This is a genomic window from Microcoleus sp. T2B6, assembly GCF_036700475.1.
In the GTDB taxonomy this organism is placed as follows: domain Bacteria; phylum Cyanobacteriota; class Cyanobacteriia; order Cyanobacteriales; family Microcoleaceae; genus Microcoleus.
Genome location: NZ_JAUBOZ010000117.1, coordinates 1 through 22555, shown reverse-complemented (window position 1 = coordinate 22555; position 22555 = coordinate 1). Strand labels below are relative to the sequence as shown.

At 44.4% G+C, this 22555-nt stretch carries 25 protein-coding genes and 1 pseudogene; 13 read left to right on the top strand and 13 right to left on the bottom strand.

All coding sequences use genetic code 11. The annotated features are described in order from the left end of the window. Positions 1 to 58: 58 nt before the first annotated feature. Together QUA00_RS31505 and QUA00_RS31500 are read right to left on the bottom strand one after the other, a co-directional pair. Positions 59 to 757, bottom strand: coding sequence for a hypothetical protein (locus QUA00_RS31505; protein WP_333412299.1), 699 nt, complete (start codon positions 755 to 757; stop codon positions 59 to 61). After that, positions 757 to 1401 (bottom strand): hypothetical protein, encoded by a 645-nt coding sequence (locus tag QUA00_RS31500; protein ID WP_333412297.1) that lies wholly within the window; start codon positions 1399 to 1401, stop codon positions 757 to 759. The genes QUA00_RS31505 and QUA00_RS31500 overlap by 1 nt, the downstream gene beginning before the upstream one ends. A gap of 17 nt (positions 1402 to 1418) precedes the next feature. Here QUA00_RS31500 and QUA00_RS31495 point away from each other — a divergent pair, with 17 nt between their 5' ends. Together QUA00_RS31495 and QUA00_RS31490 are read left to right on the top strand one after the other, a co-directional pair. Then, positions 1419 to 1721: a hypothetical protein gene (locus QUA00_RS31495; RefSeq protein WP_333308528.1), complete on the top strand. Its 303-nt coding sequence runs from the start codon at positions 1419 to 1421 to the stop codon at positions 1719 to 1721. Next, complete coding sequence (locus QUA00_RS31490; RefSeq protein WP_333308526.1) at positions 1718 to 1924, top strand: hypothetical protein; 207 nt, start codon at positions 1718 to 1720, stop codon at positions 1922 to 1924. Before QUA00_RS31495 ends, QUA00_RS31490 begins: the two co-directional genes overlap by 4 nt. A gap of 817 nt (positions 1925 to 2741) precedes the next feature. Here QUA00_RS31490 and QUA00_RS31485 read toward each other — a convergent pair. From QUA00_RS31485 to QUA00_RS31465, 5 genes are all read right to left on the bottom strand, one after another. Continuing rightward, positions 2742 to 4034: a hypothetical protein gene (locus QUA00_RS31485; RefSeq protein ID WP_333412295.1), complete on the bottom strand. Its 1293-nt coding sequence runs from the start codon at positions 4032 to 4034 to the stop codon at positions 2742 to 2744. A 16-nt stretch (positions 4035 to 4050) separates the two neighbouring features. Next, positions 4051 to 4224, bottom strand: a complete 174-nt coding sequence (locus tag QUA00_RS31480) for a hypothetical protein (protein WP_333412293.1) — start codon at positions 4222 to 4224, stop codon at positions 4051 to 4053. Positions 4225 to 4296: 72 nt separating this feature from the next. After that, on the bottom strand, positions 4297 to 4764 hold the full coding sequence (locus tag QUA00_RS31475; RefSeq protein ID WP_333308522.1) for a hypothetical protein: 468 nt from the start codon (positions 4762 to 4764) through the stop codon (positions 4297 to 4299). A 131-nt stretch (positions 4765 to 4895) separates the two neighbouring features. Continuing rightward, complete coding sequence (locus tag QUA00_RS31470; protein ID WP_333412291.1) at positions 4896 to 5018, bottom strand: hypothetical protein; 123 nt, start codon at positions 5016 to 5018, stop codon at positions 4896 to 4898. A 499-nt stretch (positions 5019 to 5517) separates the two neighbouring features. Beyond that, positions 5518 to 7014, bottom strand: coding sequence for a glycosyl hydrolase family 57 (locus tag QUA00_RS31465; protein WP_333412289.1), 1497 nt, complete (start codon positions 7012 to 7014; stop codon positions 5518 to 5520). A 180-nt stretch (positions 7015 to 7194) separates the two neighbouring features. On the opposite strand from QUA00_RS31465, the gene QUA00_RS31460 reads away from it, so the two are divergent. The 7 genes from QUA00_RS31460 (at position 7195) to QUA00_RS31430 (ending at position 11781) form a co-directional block, all read left to right on the top strand. Beyond that, the gene (locus QUA00_RS31460; RefSeq protein WP_333412288.1) at positions 7195 to 7923 is read left to right on the top strand and encodes an AIM24 family protein; all 729 of its coding nucleotides are present in this window, start codon (positions 7195 to 7197) and stop codon (positions 7921 to 7923) included. A 90-nt stretch (positions 7924 to 8013) separates the two neighbouring features. Further along, entirely contained in the window at positions 8014 to 8202 is a 189-nt protein-coding gene (locus QUA00_RS31455; RefSeq protein ID WP_333142640.1) for a hypothetical protein, read from the top strand. Beyond that, a complete protein-coding gene (locus QUA00_RS31450) occupies positions 8199 to 8498 on the top strand; it encodes a hypothetical protein (protein WP_333142639.1) in 300 nt (99 codons plus the stop codon). Before QUA00_RS31455 ends, QUA00_RS31450 begins: the two co-directional genes overlap by 4 nt. Positions 8499 to 8501: 3 nt before the next feature. Continuing rightward, entirely contained in the window at positions 8502 to 8672 is a 171-nt protein-coding gene (locus QUA00_RS31445) for a hypothetical protein (protein WP_333412287.1), read from the top strand. 24 nt (positions 8673 to 8696) lie between these two features. Next, complete coding sequence (glgA, locus tag QUA00_RS31440; RefSeq protein WP_333412286.1) at positions 8697 to 10172, top strand: glycogen synthase GlgA; 1476 nt, start codon at positions 8697 to 8699, stop codon at positions 10170 to 10172. 63 nt (positions 10173 to 10235) lie between these two features. Further along, entirely contained in the window at positions 10236 to 10553 is a 318-nt protein-coding gene (locus tag QUA00_RS31435) for a hypothetical protein (RefSeq protein WP_333308516.1), read from the top strand. Positions 10554 to 10731: 178 nt separating this feature from the next. Beyond that, positions 10732 to 11781, top strand: coding sequence for a Fe(3+) ABC transporter substrate-binding protein (locus QUA00_RS31430; RefSeq protein WP_333412285.1), 1050 nt, complete (start codon positions 10732 to 10734; stop codon positions 11779 to 11781). A 65-nt stretch (positions 11782 to 11846) separates the two neighbouring features. Here the strand turns inward: QUA00_RS31430 and QUA00_RS31425 are convergent, their stop codons facing one another. Next, on the bottom strand, positions 11847 to 12368 hold the full coding sequence (locus QUA00_RS31425) for a pentapeptide repeat-containing protein (protein ID WP_333412284.1): 522 nt from the start codon (positions 12366 to 12368) through the stop codon (positions 11847 to 11849). Positions 12369 to 12599: 231 nt separating this feature from the next. Further along, positions 12600 to 14306: an iron ABC transporter permease gene (locus tag QUA00_RS31420; protein ID WP_333412283.1), complete on the bottom strand. Its 1707-nt coding sequence runs from the start codon at positions 14304 to 14306 to the stop codon at positions 12600 to 12602. Positions 14307 to 14432: 126 nt separating this feature from the next. Between QUA00_RS31420 and QUA00_RS31415 the strand changes: the two genes are divergently transcribed. Continuing rightward, positions 14433 to 15521 (top strand): ABC transporter ATP-binding protein, encoded by a 1089-nt coding sequence (locus QUA00_RS31415; RefSeq protein WP_333412282.1) that lies wholly within the window; start codon positions 14433 to 14435, stop codon positions 15519 to 15521. Positions 15522 to 15752: 231 nt separating this feature from the next. On the opposite strand, the pseudogene QUA00_RS31410 reads toward QUA00_RS31415, so the two are convergent. The 3 genes and pseudogenes from QUA00_RS31410 to tnpB form a co-directional block, all read right to left on the bottom strand. Further along, a pseudogene (locus QUA00_RS31410) lies at positions 15753 to 15839 on the bottom strand (Uma2 family endonuclease); the annotation flags it as partial. Positions 15840 to 16328: 489 nt separating this feature from the next. Next, entirely contained in the window at positions 16329 to 17099 is a 771-nt protein-coding gene (locus QUA00_RS31405; RefSeq protein WP_333412281.1) for a TerC family protein, read from the bottom strand. A 134-nt stretch (positions 17100 to 17233) separates the two neighbouring features. Then, positions 17234 to 18400 (bottom strand): IS200/IS605 family element RNA-guided endonuclease TnpB, encoded by a 1167-nt coding sequence (gene tnpB / locus QUA00_RS31400; protein WP_333142632.1) that lies wholly within the window; start codon positions 18398 to 18400, stop codon positions 17234 to 17236. Positions 18401 to 18797: 397 nt separating this feature from the next. Between tnpB and psaM the strand changes: the two genes are divergently transcribed. From psaM to QUA00_RS31385, 3 genes are all read left to right on the top strand, one after another. Then, entirely contained in the window at positions 18798 to 18893 is a 96-nt protein-coding gene (psaM, locus tag QUA00_RS31395) for a photosystem I reaction center subunit XII (protein WP_015174804.1), read from the top strand. Positions 18894 to 19178: 285 nt separating this feature from the next. Next, positions 19179 to 19595, top strand: coding sequence for a slr1601 family putative cell division protein (locus tag QUA00_RS31390; RefSeq protein ID WP_333142631.1), 417 nt, complete (start codon positions 19179 to 19181; stop codon positions 19593 to 19595). A 187-nt stretch (positions 19596 to 19782) separates the two neighbouring features. Beyond that, positions 19783 to 20874 carry an RNA-guided endonuclease TnpB family protein gene (locus QUA00_RS31385; protein WP_333142630.1) on the top strand — a complete coding sequence of 364 codons (1092 nt, stop codon included), beginning with the start codon at positions 19783 to 19785 and terminating at the stop codon, positions 20872 to 20874. 212 nt (positions 20875 to 21086) lie between these two features. Here QUA00_RS31385 and ctpA read toward each other — a convergent pair whose 3' ends face one another. Then, positions 21087 to 22325, bottom strand: a complete 1239-nt coding sequence (gene ctpA, locus QUA00_RS31380) for a carboxyl-terminal processing protease CtpA (RefSeq protein ID WP_333101772.1) — start codon at positions 22323 to 22325, stop codon at positions 21087 to 21089. Positions 22326 to 22555: the final 230 nt, after the last annotated feature.

Below are 22555 nucleotides of genomic sequence, written 5' to 3'. Positions count from 1 at the left end.
TTTTAGTAGGCATTGACTTTTTATAAATATCATCATATTATACTATGCAATATGCGTTTTAGATGCTGAACAGCTTAGCACTTCGGGTAGATGTTAGCAGCAGCGCGGGAACAGTTAAAATTAAAGTAATTGCAGTTAATTTAGTTGTGATAAATCTCGAAAACCAACCGACAAGAGCAGTAATTATTATTAATGCTAAAACTATGGCTGCGTGGCCTCTGTGGGAATACAATCCTATGGGTTGCTGCCCTTGAAATATGCTGCTGACATTAACATCTGCTCGGATAATTTGCCCCATTGTGGCGGTGTAGTCGATCCGCCAGTCGATGATTTGGGGGAAGATACTAAGAGAAAGGATCGTGCCGCCAATTAGCAGTCCTTGGAATTGGGAATTTATGAGTTGCGGGTGTATGGTTAAGAGCAAGCTGTTGCTCAGGGTGAAGGCAGCGATTAACAGCCAGTACAGCCAGCCATCTCCCATTTGGTCTTGACCGAAGAAAGAGGTTAAGGGAAAAGGACTTTGTAGAGTGGAGATAGCTCCGATTGATAGAAATATTGTCCACAGTATTAGCGAGATTTTCCACTGTCTGGGAATGGTTAGGGCTTTTCTTTGTTCCCACAAGAGGGCGAGATTGACTCCTACTATTAGCCAAATAATTAATACTTTGGGGGAAGTCCAGATGAGGCCCCGGCTGCTTCCCCAGGGGTTGATGAGGATGATGCTGAGGGCAAACAGGATGGTGTAGAGGGTTTTCATTAATCTTTGTTTTTCCGGTTTTTGAGTCTTTTAATTACAGGCAATACAGCTAGAGCAAATAGCGTTCCTAATCCGGTAGTTGGTTCGGGAACGGCTTCTGCGGGGAGAGCGTCATCCTCGGTGTTTTTAGATGAGACTTTTGGAGTTTTTGCGGTGAGAGGATCGTCAAGATACGATAGTTCTGGGTCTTCAAGTAAGTCGGCACTGATGCCTGCTAAATCTACTTCGTTATCCTTGTTATCCTCTGAAGATAGTTCTGGGTCTTCAAGTAAGTCGGCACTGATGCCTCCTATATCTGCGTTATTTTCATCGTTGTCTGTTGAAGATAATTCTGGGTCTTCAAGTAGGTCGCTGCTGATGTCGGCTAAATTTACTTGGTTTTCGTTGCTGTCTGTTGAAGATAATTCTGGGTCTTCCAGTAAGTCGCTGCTGATGCCGGCTAAACTTACTTGATTTTCGTTGCTGTCTGTTGATGATAGTTCTGGAGTTTCCAGCAAATCACGACTGACGCCTGCTACGTTGACATTGTTCAAACTATTGTCTGTTGATGATAGTTCTGGGTCTTCGAGTAAGTCGCTGCTGATTGCTGTTAAGTAGTCAGTGTTAGCTTTGCTACTGCTCTCAAAAAGTGAGCTTTTTCGCAAGCTCTGGGCATTAGCGTTTGATATCGCAGAAATGGGAACCGCCCGAATCGGACGCCCACCCCGACGGGGTGCTGGTGCTGGACGCGGACTCGGTGCTGGCGCTGGACGAGGGGTGGGTGCTGGGCGTGGGGTTGGTGCTGGTGCTGGACGCGGGCTGGGTGCTGGACGCGGGCTCGGTGCTGGGCGAGGGCTGGGGGCTGGGCGAGGGCTGGGTGCTGGAGGCGGGCTCGGCGCTGGACGAGGGCTGGGGGCTGGACGCGGACTGGGGATGGGAGCCGGTGATGGTTTTGGTGTTGGTGATGGTGACGGCGATGGTGTGACACAACCTATCCCGCCACCACCGCTGCTGCTGCTGGCGATAATCACGCTACCGCTGTTATTAAAGAAACCAGGTGGTGGTGGGCAAATTTCCTGGGGAACTGGAACTGGAGTTGGAGCAGGCACTGGAACGGGAGCTGGGACGGGAACGGGATTTTTATCAGGAAAATACTCGTACACCCAACCCCATTTGACTCCGTTATAAATCGTGACTTCTTGTTGATTCTTTGGATTCGCTTGAGCTAGGTAAAGTTCCGCAGTCCAGAAATAATTTCGATTTAAATTTGTGATTTCATAGGGGCGAAAGGGGCGATCTTCAAATAAACCATTTGGCTTCAGAGGATCGCCTGAACCATAGTATGGAGCGAGACTATTTCTCCCCTCATTCGGCCCCCGAAGAGGAATGTTGTCAATATAGCTTATCGTAGCACCGACTGGTCCAATTTTATCGCTTCCTGGGTAGTTAGTAGTAACGCGCTGAATCCAATAAAGTAAATTTTTGCTATTTTTAGGGTCAGGATTAGGCTGTCTTTTGCTTGTACCGGGACGGTAAATCAAACTAAGTGCAGAGCCAATTCCCCCCTCACTTGGGGTTAATTTAGTACCCTGACCGCAATTAGTCTTAATACCGCATGGGTACTGAAGCTTGACATTAAAACTCCCTTTTAAATTCTGTCCTTTCTTAAAAGTCCAACCTTCTTCTCCGTAAACTATTCTTAAGTTTTCTAGGAATCTGTTTCTACCTCCTAGTTTTATCTCGCTAACGAAGGGGCTAGCCTTACTTAAGTTAAAAGGGTCATCTGGATCTAGTACATTTAAAGAAGTATAGCCTTTTCCATTGGGCAACTCAGACTCAGATATGTAATTGAATAGTCCACGATTCTGTGTGAGAGTAAACGCACTACTAGATTGACAGGAAAGCGTGGCTATTAAGCTAGTTGATAATACGAAAAAAAAGTCTCTGACTTGCATTGTTTTTACCTGTTTGGGAAATTAAACAAAAAGAAATAGTGATTCGCCATTCAAGGCTGGGTTATACGGAATTCAACAAAGGGAGTATCCACCCGCCCAGTCCAAACTTTTTCTATTGGCCGACTTGTGATCGACTGCCCTGCAAGGTTTTTCTTCTGTATGGTATTACTGATATTTTCATACCGGAAGCGGAAGTGATATATACCTGGCTTGAGTTCGTTAAAAGACCATGCACCACCACTGCCGTCAGAGACACCAAGCGAAAGTTGGTCGCACTTCCTCCAGGAGAGGTCGATATCTGGAAAAAGTGTCACACTTTTTCCAGGTGTGACTAACAGAAAATCAGATTCTTCAGGCCCTCTCATCCAGTCGCTAATATAGCCTCCCCGCAATATTTGACCATCTGGTATGACAAGACTTGGGGCAAAACTGCCATAAAAGCTGAAGTAAAATGAGGTTAGCGTGTTGTTGGTAATCCGCATACCAATCTGCACAGATTGGTATGAATTGTCACTCTTATTTGGCACAGTTAAGAATGGCTCCGGTATGAAAGTTTCAAAACGAATACCATCTACTTCCACTGCACTGTTATTCAACCCAACAGGTTGAAGTAGGCGAAAATTAGCTAAGGGAGTTACCAACTGACCTGTCCCAGCTACTTCTATTCTCTCTAGCGGCACTTCTTTTCCCTCTAGTAGTTCTTTAATATTAAAAACAGTGAAGGGATTCGTGTATACTATTGTCCCAGTCGGAGTTTCATAAGTGAATCGAACCTGATATTCCCCTGGCCCAAGAGTATCAAAAGACCAAGATTTATCGAGATCAATAGGGCTTTCATCGTAGGTGGGGCGATGTAATATCAGTTGAAGTAAATTATTTTGCCAAGACAGTCTTCCCTTGATAGAGGTGGATATCTGCTGTCTGACCCCAACTAACGAGCCATGATATTCTCCGTTCCCAACTTGCCTATTTATCGGTTCTCTTCGGTGCAGTGCTTGACCATCTGGTCCGAATATTTCTGGAATTAAAGCATCATAATCTATAGCCAAGGGAATAGGGGCTGGTGTATTATTAGTCAGGCTGACAGTAAAGCTGAATTCAGCAGTGACACCGGGCTTGTTTTCGGGGATAGATAGTGCCACAATTTCTGGCAATTCCACTTTCAGTTGGAGGCCATCTTGTTTAACGTTATTGCTGCGCTTAGATTTTCTAGATGCCATGTTTGTTACCTTTTCAACTTTTGAATTTTCATTGCCAACAGCTTGTATACTTCCATAGGTTACTACCAGGAGCGCAGCCATTACTAAAGCTAATAAAAACCGCAAAAGATACTTCATCGCCATCGGGATTATCAAATAATTAAAGAAAAAAACCGAAATTCCCTTGCATATAAGTGATAGACTGAGTTGGAAGGTATAAATCTCGCGCTCCTTTTGCTGCAAAACTCAGGCTGAAACCCATAGCCTCTTGACTCGTGAATGCAACTAACAAGGGTGTTGCTAAAAACATTACGATCGTTTGTGTGGTGGCCATTATGTATCCTCAATCAGTTATGTTTATACGAAGTGCTAATTATTAGGCGTAAATCCTTAATTAGTTTCATTTTCACTTTGTGGTTACTGGTTGCACTATGCAAAAGTCTATGAAAGGGGTAAAGACTTGCCCCACCCATACCATTTTTAAGCACTGTTTATCTATTAATTCGTCATAACCTTTTACTGCCGCATTAGTTACTTCGTATTTGAATCTAATCGAATAATTCCCCGTAGATGGTAGATAAAATTTCCAATATTCACGGTTGGTAAAAGGCATAAAAAGTCTTAAATCTCTATCCGGCCTTCTTTTTATTTTTGGATATCTTCGCTCCCAATAACACTGAGCGGTTTGAGAAAAAGTTACAGACTTTCCCGGCATAGTTAAGTGAAGATCGGATTCGTCAGGTACTCCTACTCCATCTGCCTGATAACCAGGATTAATATTTTGACCATCTGATGTTATAATTTCTGGAAGAAATTGGAAAAAACTAAAATAATAGGGAGTTGAAGTATTGTTAGTGATGGAAAAACCTAACACTACAGATGTATGATCGTCTTGCTTAAGCTGTTGTGCATTTAAATTGTATATTTCGAGTCCCGATCAAAAATCGTCAAATCCTCTCCCCCTCTCCCCTTCTCCCCCTCTCCCTCTCTAGTACCATAGGCAATCTAGATGCAACACAGCTTAGTTCTTTTTATCGGGACAGTCCACAGACGGTCTGACAGGATTGTTTCAAACCGAATGCCATCTACTTCAACGGCATTGTTGTCACTGGATTCTCCTATAGTCATGATGCTTGTCCTCCTTAAGCTGTTGTGCATTTAAATTGAATGTCAAAAAATAATCAAGCGTCTTGTGGGGTGGGCGTCTCGCCCGCCCTGAATATGCAATTTAAATGCGTGACAGCTTATTGCTTTATCCTAAGAGTATGGCAGTAGCGCCTACGCTGATTTAAAAGAAGTTTGGTGAGATTATTTCCCAAGATTATCACAGTATCAAAGTTCTCCACAATCCAAAAATTTACTGAATTTAGTGACATCTAGAGAAGTCAATCAAATTTTTCCTAGTAATATTAGTTATGCCTAAAGTAAGATTTAAGAGAAAATCTTGACTTCTGTAGCTAAAAAGTTACAATAGATACTGTTTTTTATCGAGTTTGCTCTAAGATGCGAGGCAATCAGCGAATATAGGGTTGATATAAAATCCGGGTGCACTGGAATTATTTGTTTGTAAAATTTGGTAAAGTTCGCAGTTGCGGGTTTTTTGCCACACCGCAACTGCGAACTTTTCTTACTTCATTAAAGCAGCGCCGCGGTTGTAAAGTTCCCGCGCGTAATCAGTCCAAGTTCCCTGTCCCCAATAGCGAAAACAGCTTGTTTGCAGCAACAAATTGTACAGCAAAGCTTGCTGGTATTCAAACTGCTTGGTAACGGTGGCATCTTGCTGCACCCGCGCATCGTATTTTTTGTGGAATGCAGCGCTGAGTAGATTCATCGGTTCCAAGACATTTTCGTAGCCTTTCACCCAACTTAAATCGTTAGTCCAAGAAGCACCATCCATGTGAAAATTATGGTCTGTTTGCTTGAGTTGGGCGATCGCACTTTCCACTTTTTCCGGCGTCGCACTATCAGCATCGACTAGATGCCAGATTTTGTGCTGGTTAACCCCTTGACAAATGGGATAATCATCAGGATTAACACCCGCCGCTTCAATTATCTCCAAATATTCAGTGCCGTTTAAACCGACAACGCCGGATTTTCCCCCGCCTTGTTCGCGGTTTTCGTGCCAAGCTTTGACAAAAGCGCTGGGAAATTCATTCATCATCACGCCGCCATTTTCGCCGTCGGCAATTTGAGTAACTAAAGAAGGGACTGTGATATTGCCAATTTGCTGTTTATTGCGTCCTTTGGCTTCGTAATAAGGCTGCATTTGACCGACCAATTTCGTATCTGAACCTTGGGTTTTAATCAAAGCAGTAATACTGATTGTTTCGCCGTGAGAATTGCGGGAAACCAAACGGTTAGGAATATATTTTTGGTCTTGTGACAATCCCGAACCGTCTGGATTTTCTACAGAATGTTCTTGCACCATCAGCCAGCGATAGCCGCATTCTTTCAAAGCTTTGATGTATTCGTAAAGTGTATCTGGGTGATTGGGAAAGTGCATTTCTGGGGGCGAAAAACCTTTGACGCGCTTCAGGGCATCAATGCCAAAGATAGCGGCAAAATGATGTTGCCATGCTTGAATTTGGAGTTTGATGTCGGGAATGGGAGTTGAGGGAATGACGGCGTGACTCCACATTGTCCCCAGCCATTCTACGTGAGGTTGATATTGAGGATCGCAGGTAATCCGCTTGAGATTATCAAAGATATCGTCGCGTCCCATTTGGCGCAATCCCCACAATAAGTTGCCCGAATAGTCGAGCATAATTCGCGGGTTGCAGCCTTCGGCAATCAGTTGGGGGATAAATTCTCCCATGCGAGAATAGCACCAAGCAAACACTCCGGCGTTGTGGTTGTCTCCTTGGTTGGGATGTTCAAACATATGCTGGAGATTGCAGATCAGTTCGCCGTTTGCACCCGCAGGAATGGTGGGTTGGTGCATATGCAGGGCGCAGGCGAATCCGGCTTGAATATTTTCCAGGCGCAGATTTGTGGTAGGTAGAAAGATTGGTTCGTTGCTATTGGCTGCGGCATTAATTTCTGCTTCGGAGCCGCAAATATGGGGTAATCCTGAGTTGATTTCTTGTAAAATGGGTAAATTGGGAGATTGTGCGATCGCAGGCATAAATTTTTCTCAACAATTGTGGAGGGGCGCTGTCTGCTATTGCTAAGATAGCTAGATACTTTAACAGTAGCAGAGGATGTCTGCCAAAGATAAATTTCACAAGATAAGTCCGGGAGCGCGGCAGATCCTAATCTTGGGTAAAATGTTTAACACATTTCACGTAAATAGGCGAGGTAAATTATGAAATACGAAATCAAGCTTTTGGAACCGACGGATTTGTGGTACGTTCAAAATAACATCAATAAAGAAACTAACAAGTTTTACCATCCCACTAAAAATATTCCCTTGGTTCAGCAAGCGGAAATTCACTTGAACAATTCGGGAGTGATTATTCAAAAAGGTGCGCTGCATTGGTGTATGGGGAAATTGACTTCCGGTGTTTATAAAACGGATAACCGTTTAAAAGATATGTGGGTATCGTTGACAACGGAAATGGACTACAACGCTCCCGTATATCAAGGAACTGGTACGGTGAAACTGGAACCGAGACAAAAAGGGAATTTCCTGCATTATACGCCGATCGTTCTGTCGGAGGGGGAGCAGTGGGAATTTGATGATGGTGTATTTCAGTTTTGTTCGGACAATGTAGTTATCGGTGCTAAAAAACTGAAAGTCCGACAAGTGGCTGCTTCTAATGACGGTAGGTGGAGAATTGCTGTTACAGCTTTGCGCGAGCAAAAAGCTATAGTTGTAGCTGCTACAAATTCACCGGCTAAGGTTGTCGAACTCAAACAAGGTGAAACTTTGATAGCTGATTGCGATTTGGTGAAAGGATTTACCAAGGGGATTGAAGAAGATTATCGAAAATTAGGTCATTTTGGCAAAGGCGGTGGAGAGGGTTATGTTTGGTATTATCAGGGGAAAGGTAAATTATTAGTATGTGAAAATGATGCTATGGGTTTGGGATAAGTTGTTGCATTTTTGTCGAGCGGTATGAGAATGATGAGTGGGATTTATGTAAGATAAGGAGGAAGAAACATCGCACACAAATTTGCAGGCATGAAAGTGTCTGAGATTCTCAAAGGTAAAAAAGGTAGTAGAAAACAAGCACAGCTTCCGGCAAATTCGCCAAGTTGGGAAGAATTTAGCGAAATGATATGGGAGCAAATAGAAAGAGGTGCTGAAGAAAATCTCCCCGGCTTTAAGATGGTTCGCAAATTGTTGAGCGATCGGAGATTTGATAGATGAAAAATAATGGATTTGACCAAGTAATATTATTTTTGCAAAAATTGCAAAAACAGGCTATCGATTACAGTTTAGCGCATCATCGCGATGAAGCTCTGATGGTAATTGTAGCTGTACCTGGGGAACGGTGGGAAATTGAATTTTTGAGTGATGGTTCGGTGGAGGTAGAGAAGTTTGTCAGTAATGGAGAAATTGTTGGAGAAGAAGCTTTGAGTGAGTTATTCGATCGCTATTCGGAACTAGACGAGACAAATGGCGATTTGACTCAAAAGATTGAGTTGACAAATGTGAGAAGATGAGTTATGTTTTGCGGAATTTGCGATCGAGTTGCAGCAATGCCGAAACGATATCGCCGATCGCAACCGCCGCAAATTCGGCTTCTGGGAGCCCGATCGCCCTGTATTCCCAATGGCCTACTTGCTTATTTGGCGAGAAACCATATACTTTGTCATGTTAAGAAAATATCTTTTTGATTCATCCAGGAGCGACAAAAAAAAATGTACATAGTACAAATTGCCTCAGAGTGCGCCCCCGTCATCAAAGCAGGGGGTTTGGGCGACGTAGTTTACGGCTTGAGTCGGGAGTTACAGAATTCCGGCCACTGCGTCGAGATTATTCTACCGAAGTACGACTGCATGAGGTACGACCACATTTGGGGACTTCACGAGGCCTACCGGGATTTGGCTGTGCCCTGGTACGGCGGCGAAATCCTCTGCGATGTGTTGTGCGGCTGGGTGCACGGGCAGTTGTGTTTTTTCATCGAACCTCGCTCTCAAGATAACTTTTTTAATCGCGGCTGTTATTACGGGTGCAATGACGACAATATGCGGTTTGCATTTTTCAGCAAAGCCGCTTTGGAATTTTTGCTCAGAAGCAACAAACGTCCCGATGTGATTCACTGTCATGATTGGCAAACTGGTTTGGTGCCAGTCTTGCTGTTTGAAATTTACAAATACAATTGGATGGAATATCAGCGAGTCTGCTATACCATTCACAATTTCAAACATCAAGGCATGGGAGGTAGCGATATTTTGGAAGCAACGGGTTTGCACAGACCGGATTATTATTTTGATTACGATCGCCTCCGAGATAACTTTAATCCTTTTGCTATCAACTTTATGAAAGGTGGGATTGTTTACTCGAACTTTGTCACCACAGTTTCGCCGCACCATGCTTGGGAAGCTCATCTGGGCGAGTGTGGCTACGGTTTGGGCCACACATTGCATTTATATCAAGAGAAGTTTCGCGGGGTGCTCAACGGCATTGATTATGATGTGTGGAATCCCGATGGCGATCGCTATATTCCTCACCACTACAATCAGGAGGATTTGGCAGGAAAAGCCAAAACTAAAAAAGCTTTGCGCGATCGGCTGTTACTGCGCGATGCTGACAAGCCTATTATTACCTTTATCGGTCGTTTGGACGACCAAAAAGGCGTTCATCTCGTCCACCATGCAATTTATTACTCTCTGAGTAAGGGAGCGCAATTCGTGCTTTTGGGCTCCGCGACGGAAGCCGGAATTAACGCGCATTTCCAGCACGAAAGACAGTTTTTAAATGATAATCCAGACTGCCATTTAGAACTAGGTTTTAATGAGGAACTGTCGCACTTAATTTACGCCGGTGGGGATATGATTGTGGTTCCCAGTAATTACGAACCCTGCGGGCTGACTCAGATGATCGGGTTGAGGTACGGCACTGTTCCTGTGGTGCGGGGAGTTGGCGGTTTGGTGAATACTGTGTTCGATCGAGATTACGACACCCGCCACCTCCCGGAAGAACGCAACGGTTACGTGTTTTACCAAAGCGACTACTACGCTTTAGAGTCGGCGCTCGATCGCGCGATCGGATTGTGGTATGACTATCATGATGAATTTGAAAAACTCATGCTTCAAGGCATGAATTGTGACAATTCGTGGAACTATCCAGCTAAAGACTATGTGGAAATTTACGAGCTAATTAGACACAAATAATCCGTAGGATCTCAGATGCTGCACCATTGTCAAGAACGGGCTCTGGGGCCCGTTCCACAAAGAATGAGTTTTCTCGCTTCACAGGCCGTCCAGCCTGTTCATAAAAGGCTTATTGAGAATGGTGCAACATCTCAGATGAAATTGTTGTGGGGAGTAGGGGTTGGGCGTCCCGCCCGCCCGAAAAATACAACGCAAGATGCCCGACAGCTTATAAAAAAGTCTTTGCGTAAAAAAAATTGCCGGTTGAGCGAAGTCGAGACCGGATTTCTGACCACGAATTTCAAAGGTGGTACCCGCCACGTGATTTATCCGTGGAATCAATCCAAAATCGAAAATCGAAAATCCTCAAGAAAGAGCATTTATCCGTGGGGTCGCCTCTAAAATCTAAAATCTAAAATCTAAAATCGATTGACCAGCAGTGCGTCAGCCCTAAAATAGTTACGATCTCGATCATCAAATAAGAATTACTTGCATTAATATAGTAAAGCACTGACTATAGATGGCTGTAGAGAGACCATCGTGTCAATTACCAGATGAAAAAATCTATCATTATAGAACAATGAGCATTTCTCGGCGTATTTTTCTTGCCAGCGGTACAGCAATGGCTGTCGTGGCCCTGGGGGAACTAAGCAAAAAAGCCCCTGTCGCAGCCCAAACCGGGACTCTCAACCTTTATTCAGCCCGTCACTACGATACTGATAATGAGTTGTACCAAAGCTTCACCAAAAAAACTGGGATCAAGGTTAACCTCGTTGAGGCGGATGCTGACCAACTAATTGAACGGATCAGAAGTGAAGGTGCAAATAGCCCTGCTGATGTTTTTATCACGGTGGATGGTGGGCGTTTGTGGCGGGCAAAACAAGCAGGTATTCTGCAACCTGTTTCTTCAACAATCCTGACATCGGCAATTCCAGCAAGTTTGCGAGATCCTCAAGGTTTCTGGTTTGGTCTATCGCGCCGGGCACGGGTGATTGTTTATAACAAAAGCAAGGTGAACCCGACCCAATTGTCAACCTATGAGGCGCTGACAGAACCTCGGTGGAAAGGCAAAGTTTTAGTGCGATCGTCCACTAATATCTATAATCAGTCTCTGGTTGGGGCTATGTTAGCGGTTCATGGAGCTCAAAAAACAGAAGCTTGGGCACGAGGATTGGTGGCTAATTTTGCGCGTCCTCCAGAGGGAAATGATACGGCGCAAATCAAGGCTGTTGCTGATGGGGTAGGCGATATTGCCATTGTTAATACCTATTATGTAGCTCGCTTAATGAAATCGAAAGATCCAGCAGAAAAAGCGATCGCGGCGAAAGTAGGTGTATTTTTCCCGAACCAGCGCGATCGCGGTACCCACGTCAATATTAGTGGTGGAGGTGTAGTCAAAACCTCCCGTAACAAAGCAGGCGCGACCAAATTCTTGGAACACTTAGCCAGTCGCGAAGCGCAACAAATTTTTGCTAGGAGTAATAACGAATACCCTGTGATTTCAGGTGTGGCGATCGATCCTGTAGTGGCAAGTTTTGGTACATTCAAATCTGACCCTCTCAACCCTGATGTGTTTGGGAAAAATAACCCCGAAGCTTTAAAGGTTGCCGATCGGGCAGGATGGAAATAGAGGCTTTTTGAACAAGAAGCTACTCTTTGTGATTCGGCGGTTGAAACCGCCGAATCCCATAAACTTTAATTTTTAATTTTACCATCCGGCATGATAGCGCCTTTCAGGTTGGCCCCTTTCAGGTTTGCCCCAGTCAAATCAGCACTATTTAAGTCAGTTTCACTTAAATCGGCATTACTAAGATTGGCATTATTCAGTTTTGCCCCTCGCAAAAAAGCCCCCTTGAGATTTGCATTACTCAAATCAGCATTTGTGAGATCAGCAGAAAATAAACCTGCTTTTTCCAGAGAAGCACCTTTTAAATTTGCACCTTTGAGATTGACGCTATCGAGTAAGGCTTCATTAAGTTTGACATTTTCTAGCATAGCACCTTCCAACTTAGCACCGTTGAGATTAGCGCTTGTTAAATCCATGTCACTTAACTTGATATCAGTCAGGTCACATCCTGGACATTGCTTAGTTTTTTGTAAGGTTTCGAGGGGGCTTGCCACCTGTTTTTGGCATCCAAAGGTGACAAAAATAGTAAGCAGTAAGAAGGAGATTGTGCCAGTAGTGCGGTTAAACATTGCTAAGTTTTTATTAATCATCTTGATTTGTAAAGGAAAAAGGAAGAGGGAAGAACGGTTGATACATTCTCCTGAAACCCGCCAGGGAATAAATTCCCTGTCTAATAGCTAAAGTCGGTTGAAACCGACTGAAATCCTAGCTTTATAGTCGTCTTCAGACGACTTTCGCTATGAGACAGGGGTTTCAACCCCTGTCGGACTATAGCTTTAAAAGAATCAATCACCTGTGCAAGCAGGGAAGAGATTTGGCGGTTATAGTGTTGAAGACTTGCGCGATCGCGCAATTTTCCAACTTAATAAAATAACGGGTAACATCCCCACTAAAACAATTGCCAATGCTGGGCCAGAAGCTTCAGCCAATCGCTCATCTGAGGCAAGTTGATAAGTTCGCACAGCCAAGGTATCAAAGTTAAAAGGTCTAATAATTATAGTAGCAGGTAACTCTTTCATTACATCAACGAATACTAACATCATGGCAGTTAGTAAACCTCCCGTCATCATTGGTGTATGAACTGTAACTAAAGTTTGCATCGGGCTGTAACCCAAACTTCGCGCAGCATCATCTAAATTAGGCTTAATTTTGCTCAAACTTGACTCTACCGCATTTAAAGAAACAGCTAGGAACCGAACTATATAAGCAAATACCAAAGCTGCGATCGTACCACTTAACAACAAGCCTGTAGAAATTCCCCAGTTTTCACGCATCCAACTATCAAATAGATTGTCAAATTTTCCAATGGGAACCATAATCCCCACTGCAATCACAGAACCAGGTACAGCATAGCCCATTGCCGCAACTCTAGTTCCTAACTGCACTCCTAAATTAGGATATAACCGTAAGCCATAAGCCATAATCAAGGCAATAACTACGGCTAACATTGCTGTCAGTGTTGCCAAAATTAAACTATGACGGGCAAAGATCCAAAAGCGTTCATCTAAGGTTACTTGCCAATTCGCTAAGGTCAACTTGAATAAAAGACCTGCTGGCAATAAACAACCAAAAAATAGTGGCAGGAAACAAGCAATTACCGCTAAAATCTCCCTAATTCCTTTAAGTTGATAAGTTGGTAGTTGGCGATAGCGGCTGCTAGCTTGATAATATTTAGTCCGACTGCGCGACCAGCGTTCTAGTAAAATTAAACCCAGAACAAATAATAATAGCAGGGCAGCTAATTGATTGGCAGCAATTCGTTCTCCCATGCCAAACCAAGTCCGATAAATACCTGTGGTGAATGTATCAACTCCAAAATACTGAACAGTTCCATAATCGTTGAGAGTTTCCATCAAAGCCAGTGCTAAACCTGCAACAATTGCTGGTCTTGCCATTGGTAAGGCAACTGTAATAAAACTCCGCCAAGGACTACAGCCGAGTATTCTACTAGCTTCTAGGGTACAAGTTGATTGCTCCAAAAAGGCAACTCTTGTTAATAGGTAGACGTAGGGATATAAAACTAAGATTAGCATTAAGATTGCTCCAGGGAGCGATCGCACGTTAGGAAACCAATAGTCTCCATAACTCCAGCCAAAAATATAACGCAAAGCACTTTGAACTGGGCCTGAAAATTCTAAAAAGTCTGTATAAGTATAAGCTAGCACATAAGCTGGGGCCGCTAAGGGTAACAGTAATGCCCATTCAAATACGCGACTGGCCCGAAAGCGACACATTGTTACTAGCCACGCACATCCTACGCCAATCACGACAACACCAAAGCCTACACCGATCATTAACCAAAAAGAGTTGATGATATAACGAGTTAAAACTGTATCGGTTAGATGTTGCCATGTATCTTTAGCTTCCACAAAGATACTGGATAAGACACTGAAAACTGGTATGGCGATCGGCAATGCTAAAGCGATAACCGCAAGTGTCCACCCACTAGCGGATAAACCGCGTAAGGTCGATAGCCATTGGATTGTCCTGATTCCTGTTTGCTGTAGTGATTTTTGGGAATTTTTCATCGCTAGTAAATTGTCTAGCTTGCTAGTTTATCAGTAGGTGTAAACATTTGTCAAGTCTTTCTGACAATTTATATCACTAAACAGGTTTATTGTAGAATAGTAAGTTGTTGATTATTTATGGCAATAATGGCTCCACCTATAATTCTGCAGTTGGATGGTGTAACAAAACAGTATGCCCAAGCAGCATCACCTGCGGTGGCATCTGTCACCCTGACATTACATCAAGGAGATATACTGGGGTTGTTGGGGCCATCGGGTTGTGGGAAAACAACGTTGCTGCGGTTAATTGCGGGTTTTGAACAGCTACAAGCAGGGACGATCGCCCTAGCAGGAAAAACTGTAGCCAGTGTTAATATGTCAGTGCCGCCGGAACAGCGAGACATTGGTATGGTGTTTCAAGACTATGCACTCTTCCCCCATTTGACAGTCGCGAAAAATGTAGCTTTTGGCTTAACGCATCAAGGAAAAGAGTCAAAGCATAATATTCAGAAAGGTGTCACCGAAGCATTAGCATTGGTGGGATTAGAAGGATTAGAAAACCGTTATCCCCATGAATTATCCGGGGGTCAGCAACAGCGAGTAGCCCTAGCCCGTGCTTTAGCCCCTAGACCTGCGATTATTTTACTAGATGAACCATTGAGTAATTTAGATGTACAGGTACGGTTAAGATTGCGTCAGGAAGTCCGCGAGATTCTCAAAGCAACGGGAACCTCTGGTGTATTTGTCACCCACGATCGCGAAGAAGCACTTTCGATTTCAGATTGGGTAGCGGTGATGCGTCAAGGCCAATTAGAACAGTTTGGCACTCCAGAGGAAGTTTATCAAGAACCAGCATCTAGATTTGTGGCTGAGTTTGTGACGCAAGCTAATTTTGTGTCTGCATCGCTGAAGCAGGATTTTTGGGAAACAGAAGTAGGTTGTTTTGCTGTTAAAGGATATTCATCTTCACAAGTTCCTTGTGATGTTTCTACTGAAGGAGAATTGATGATCCGGCCGGAAGACTTGAGTTTATACTTAGATGAAGATTCGGCTGTTGTGGTTTGCGATCGCCAATTTTTAGGTAGAGAAAATCGTTATTGTTTAAAAACACCTTCGGGCGAAAAGTTATATGCCCTCACAACCACAGGAAATGTTTTTCCCATTGGTTCTAAAGTTCGGTTATCTTGTGGTGATAATTCTCCCTTAGCTTTCTTTGTCGGTAAGCCTAGGTCATAGCTAAGGACTAATTGCTAATAGACATCTCGCAAAAAGAATCTCAAACCGTTGCCCTATGTAGAAAAGGTTATTTGCAGCCACTCAACAGGAAGGTTACATTTTTTCCCGACAGGTGAATGCGATCGCCTGCAACTCCTTCCCCTCGCCCGCCTTATTTCCCTAAAGCCTCAAAAAATACAGCAACCACCAAGGCTAAAATCAGATCTGGATCGATCGCCAATATACCACCAACCCCGTCAGCAACAAATTCCCCTCGCTATCCCACCACCGTAACCATTGCTGAGTCTGATTTTGGTAACTGCCTTCCCATAGGGCCAAGTTTAGTTCCATAAGTTCGATCGGCTACTGAAGGTTGATTAACAGTAAGACTTTTTCTGACATTTGCTAACAATCACTTACATTTGCCTTCTGGTCTTCATGTCATATAGAATGAATTTAGCCACTCAGATGTAGGTGAAAAACCTTGGTAGTACGCAACCGCTATATAAATAAGTTGCCTCTACATTATCAAAGCAAATAATCAGATTGGCGTGGGGCTGTAAGCGATAACCAAGCTGAAGGCAAGAATATAAGTGCTTGTAGAAATTTCTACGGGCATCGGTTGATACGCCTTGGTTGAGATAGGATCTCAACTTATGTATTTGTTAGCAAATGTTAGCAAAAAAGTATCGGAAACAATATTACAACATAAAAGCCTTTCATCCCGGTGACTTTAGTCTGGGGATGAAAGGCTTTTGCACGTTTTGACCAGCCTTCAATCTTGTGGGCTTGACAGATTTAAGCTAATTTTATTCAAATGAAAGTATGTTAATTTTCGGACTTTTGTCCTTGCGATTCCGGCAGTGCAACTTCTGAATCCGGCTGAGTGAGAGCCATTTCTAGAGATTTTGCAATCTCGACTGACTCAGGAGTACGCTTAGAAAATCCCCAGACAAACATCAAGACGATACTGGAAACTAGCAGCCATTGCGGAGGAACTAAATCGGGATTAATTACTTTCACCAACAACCGCATTCCCACGAACCCAACTGTGATGTAACCAGCACTTTCTAGGTGAACGAACTCATCCAGCCAGCGGATGAACAATCCGGCCATGAATCGCAGGGCAATAATTCCAATAGTAGCGCCTGTTACGACGATAAAAGTGTTGTCAGACACAGCGATCGCAGTAGTAACGCTATCCAATGAAAACGCTAAATCCGTAAAAGCAATCATGGGAATTGCTTGCCACACAGTCGCAAATCTGGGCCCGTGATGTTCTCCTTCAGAGTCTGTATCTGAAGTAAAATGTTGGAAAACAAGCCACAGCAGGTAGAGAGCACCAAGCAGCTCAAACTGCCAGTATTGGATCACCCAAGTAGCCGTTAAAATTAGGGCGATCCGCAGTACAAAAGCAATTATCAAACCCAAGTTGAGAGCTCTTTGCTGATCCTTGGCATCTTCCAAACCTTTAGAAATAGACGCCAGGGCGATCGCGTTGTCAGCCGAAAGTACAGCCTCCAAAGCCACCAAAACCAACAATAATAAAAAGCCGTCAACTCCAAAATTGGGTGAAGCGTCGAGAAATTGATCTAGCATTAACTATTTTGTGCACCTAAAATTGGCAAGGGTCGAGCGCAGCGCAAATTACCCGCTCTGTCTAACATTAGTGTCACCTTCACGTGAACTACCAGACGCTGACCACTTCATTGGTACAGCGCTGGCTTCCTGATTCAACGGGGCGGCGCGTCCAACAAAACCGAAGTTTTGCCAGATCGACTTACATCCCCTCCACAGGCAGAAGCGCTAGTTCCTAACGCCAAAATCCGCAAGGCTTCATTTCTAATGTTGAGGGCTGCATTTACATCACGGTCATGATGAGTACCACAATGTTTACAAGTCCATGCCCTAACATCAAGAGTGAGATGCTCAACTTGATTTAGGCAGGCATGACAAGTTTTTGAGCTAGGAAACCATCGATCAATCTCAATGTATTGTTTACCTTCACTTTGGGCCTTGTACTTAAGCATTGTGCAGAACATACCCCAGCCAACATCACTAATGGCTTTGGCTAAATTATGATTCTTGACCATGCCTTTGATATTGAGATTTTCTACTGCAATAACTTGGTTTTCGTTAACTATCTTGCGGGATAGCTTTTGTAGAAAATCTTCCCGGCATCGGGCAATCTTGGAGTGAACTTTTGCCACCGCCCGTCTTGCCTTTTTCCTGTTTTGACTGCCTTTCTTTTTGCGATCGAGCTTTTGTTGTTTACGTTTTAAGTTTCGTTGACGTTTGACGAAATACTTGGGATTGCCGAACTTAGAACCATCACTGGTAATCGCAAAATGAGTTAACCCTACGTCAATGCCAATAGCTTTATCTGCTGGGACTAACTCAGGCTGTTCTTTCCCATCGTCAATCAAAACAGAAACAAAATGTTTACCGTCCGGGTTGCGAGATACGGTAACGGTCTTGATATCGCCCTCAAAATCACGATGTCGCCGACAGAAAACTAAACCAATCTTAGGTAGGTTGATATAGTCACCGTCGAATTTGACATTTTGAGGGTAGCTGATCGACTGCCTGCCATGCTTGGCTTTGAACTTGGGCAGCATCGCCATCTTGTCAAAGAAGTTTTTGTAGGCAGTAGATAAATTCAATGCAACCACCTGCAAGCATTGAGAATAAGGTTCTTTTAACCATTCGTATTCTTTTTTGAGTGCAGGGAGCAAGCCTTGTATGTATGCCCTAGATAGTCCTTTGCCAGTATTCTTGTAAGTTTCTTGACATAGATTCAAAGCATAGTTCCAGAACCATCTCGCACAGCCAAAAGACTTTGCAAGCAAGACATCTTGCTCATCTGTGGGATAAATTCTGTACTTGTAAGCTTTATACATTTATCAAGGTTGCAGAATACCGATAAAATTATCATAGCGCACAAAAAGGATATTGATTCGCTCTCGCTCAATTTATTTTCGGGCTGCGTTTTCATCCCGACGCTCACCTTCGGTAGAGCGCAAGACTTCCCATTCGCATTAGTTAAATCTTAACCTAACGCGGTAGTTCTGTGCGAGGCGATCGTCCCAACAACGTCGGAAGGAAGCAGTCCCAGGAAACAAGGAAAAATTCTCCCCCTCCGACACTCAAAAACAGCGCCACTGCGCCACTGCGCTACTGCCCCACTCCTCCCCGGAGGCAGCATTTGTGTTGCAAGTTGTAACAAATGATTCCCAAAAGCGCCAATTTGTCTCAAATTAGTGAAAGCTCGTCCCCGCGAAAAGGAGTTTTGCGAATATGTCTTTAACAGATACCCAAGTCTACGTAGCGCTCGTAATTGCTTTGATTCCCGGAATCTTGGCTTTCCGGTTGTCAACTGAACTGTACAAATAGTTTCCAGACACCAGTTGCGAACTGCAAAACGCCTGCCTGACCAGTTAAATCTCTCGCATTACAGATACAGACAATTGCTGCCCCAGTGCAGTAGATTGTTTGTGTTCCGCAAGACGAGACTGCAAGGGCAGGCATTTTTATGGGAAAATTCCGTCTTAAGGCGTCACCTTTGTCTCAACAATTTTGGCTGTCAGCACCCTGACAAACAGCGGCGAGTGTGCGTTAAGCTCAGAATTTGCTCTGTTGAACTCTAAAACGTCAGTCTCAGGTATTTGAAAAAAAATTATGCAAGCGATTCAACCCACCGTTACCCCACTGCGTCCTGTAAAAAACTCCCCTCGGGTTACTCCTCGTCGCAACAGCAGCCGCCAGCGTTCCTACCCTCACCAAACCCTCGCGGCCGAAACAGGGGTCAAGTTGGCAGTCAACATGGTACTTTCAGTCTGTGCCACTTCTGCTTTGCTTCAGCTTTGGCCTCACTACCGGGCGGTGCAAGAAAAATTGCACGAAATCCAAGCTGAAGTCAATCTTACCCAAGGGCGAGTAAATCAGTCGCGATCGGACTTTAACCGCTACTTTGACCCTAGTCTTGCTAAAACTGTGATGCAAGAGCAAAGCAACCAAGCTGACCCGCAGCAGCGTCCGGTGATTTTGCAAGAAGCCGAGGTGCCCGACGCCGAGGAATCAACCCCCCAACCTTAAGGGAAGGGCTGTTTTGGGTTTGGATATCACGTCCGATGTGCATCATTCTTTTATGTCATTGGTTCGCACAGCGAACAATGACAGATGAATCTGTCGGACGTGATATCAGTTTTGAATAAAAGAGCAAAACTTAAGTGCCAAATACTTTGCTAAACTTATTCACAGTTAATCACCGAGAGGAAGTTTCATGTTTGCTGTCAAGCGGGCGCTAAAATTAAATAACAAGGAAGCGACGTTGATGGCAAAACACGCAGGATTCCGGCGCGTAGTTTTCAATTTTGGGTTGAGCCTGCGAACTCAAATGTACAGTGAGGGGAAATTTACCGACTCGAAGGTACTCAACGAAGTCAAGAAGGTTCTCACCAATCACGTCAAGAAAACGTCTGAATTTGCTTGGATGAACCAGTTGTCTAGCCGAGTTTATCAAAACGCTTTGATTGACTTAAAAGATGCTTTTAGTCGATATCGTTCGGGGAAAGCAGGTCATCCGAAGTTCGCCAGCCGCCGAGACGGTCAATCTTTTACGGTTGATTCATCTAACGGTAAAGTTTTGTTAGTCGCTGGTAGCACTATCAAGATTCCTACGTTGGGAACTTTTCGACTTTTTGAGCCGTTAGAATGTGGTTTTATTTCTCAAACTTTTACGGTTTCAAAAGAAGGGAATCGCTGGTTTGTTTCCTTTTGTGTTGATGCAGAGCGCCTGCCCGGTGGGCAGTCTGAAGGTTCTGTGGGAATTGATGTCGGCATCAAGTATGCGGCCACGCTATCAACCCAACAGAGTTTTGATGCACCAAAGCCACTAAAGCAAGCGAAAACCAAGCTTGCTACTTTACAGCGCCAAGCATCTAAACAGGTAAAAGGCTCTCGAAATCAGCGCAAAACCTACAACAAAATTAGTCAGATCCATGCACGAGTCGCTCGTATTCGCTTAGACTTCCTTCACAAGTTAACAACTTACCTAGCTAAAACTTTCAAGCTAATTAAGATTGAGAACTTGAATGTTCAAGGAATGATGGCGAATCATAAGTTAGCTGGAGCAATATCTGACCTGGGATTTTACGAATTCAAACGTCAGCTCGACTACAAATGCCAAATGTATGGAGCTAGTTTAGTGCTAGTAGACCCGTGGTTCCCTAGTACGAAAACATGCTCAAATTGTGGCACAAAAAAAGATATGCCACTAAGCGTTCGGACTTTTGACTGTCCTACTTGTGGCATATCTTTGGATCGGGATTTTAACGCAAGTTTGAATATTTTAAATTGGGAACCCTCGGCTTGAGGGGAATAGCCTACTTATCTTGGGATTAGCCGTCTACCCAACAGCGTAGGAAGTGAACTCGAATTGTGTCTAAAAATGAGTTTAGACAAGTTTAGATAAGTTTCACGAAGCAGTTTTTAGGATGATTCTTGTCTGTCGTGGCGAAGCAAACGCAGAGACAGACAGACCTGCGTATTGTCACCTATTGCAATCTCAAAACTTTAAACTCAGGCTTATACTGACTTTGCCAGCACGGTTTTTTCTTTCAGTAGTTGCAGTGCAGCTTGATATTGCAAGTCTGCTGCGGTGCCGATTTGATCGCGCGCGATGGGTTCCAAAGGCACTACGCGATCGGGCGCAATCCCCAGCTTGTTAATATCTTTATGGTTCGGTGTCTCGTACTTAGCAACAGTCACGGCTAACCCGGAACCGTCAGACAAATCAAACAGGGACTGAATCAGTCCTTTGCCAAAAGTCTTTTCTCCTACCAGTTGAGCTCTGCCGTTATCTTGCAGCGCACCCGCCAAAATTTCGCTAGCACTGGCAGTTCCCTTGTTCACCAAAACAATCAGCGGATCGTTAGTTAGGGCTTGTCCAGAGGCTTCAAAACTGCCGAGAATGCCTTGTCTGTTGACCGTGTAGACGATCGTCCCGGAATCGAGCCACAAGCGGGCAATTTCAATCCCTGCTTGCAACAGTCCGCCCGGGTTGTTCCGCAGGTCGAGAATGTAGGCGGCGGCTCCTTGTTTTTCCAAGCGGTCGATCGCGTGAGCGACTTCTTCAGTGGCGTTAGCGCTGAATTGACTCAAGCGAATGTAGCCCACCGGCAAATTCTCCGACGCCGACTGCAATTCGGCGTAAACCGGATTCAGAGCAATGCGATCGCGCACTAGCTCAATGTCCTCAGCAGCGTCCCTCCCCTCGCGCCCCAAGGTCAAGGTAACGGGAGTGCCGATGCGGCCACGCATTCGAGTTGCTGCTTCGTCTAGGCTCAATTCTGAGGTAGGAGTGCCGTCAATTTTCAGAATGCGATCGAGGGGTTGGATGCCAGCTTTATCCGCCGGTGAGCCGGCCAAAGGAGCCACCACTGTCAGGGTATTTGTCTGGGGGTCGATCGCAATTTGCAGCCCCACACCCGTCAATTCTCCCGAAGTGTTGACCTGCAAACTGCGGTACTGTTCGGGTTTCAGCAGTCGAGTGAAGGGGTCGTCGAGATTGGCCAGCATCCCCTGAATCGCCGTGTAAGTCTGCTGTCTGTCGTTAAGCGGTTGCTTGACAGCTTTTTGGCGAATCGACCACCAGTTTTGAGAGTTGAAGCTGTCGTCCACATAAGAGCGATTGACAATTCGCCAAGCTTCGCTCAATAGCTGCTGTTCAGGAGTCAGCGCCGCCGCAGGCTGCGCCCACCCACCTAGAACTAGGACGACTTGGAGGCAAAGTACAATAGCAATCTGGAAAACTCGTCTGTGCATGATTTTTCTGTAAAATACCAGTAAGTATTACATTTTATGTATTTTAGGTTTGTACGCTCGGAACCCTGTTGCAGATTTAACTCAGATTTGTTTCCCGACGGTCAGTCCCGAAGGCACTCGGATGTTTAGAAGAATCCTCGCCGTAGAACGGCGAGGAGCAATTGCTAGGATGATATTTTCCTAGACTTGTAGGTAATACTCACGACAATTGGTGTACACTGAAGTAGCCT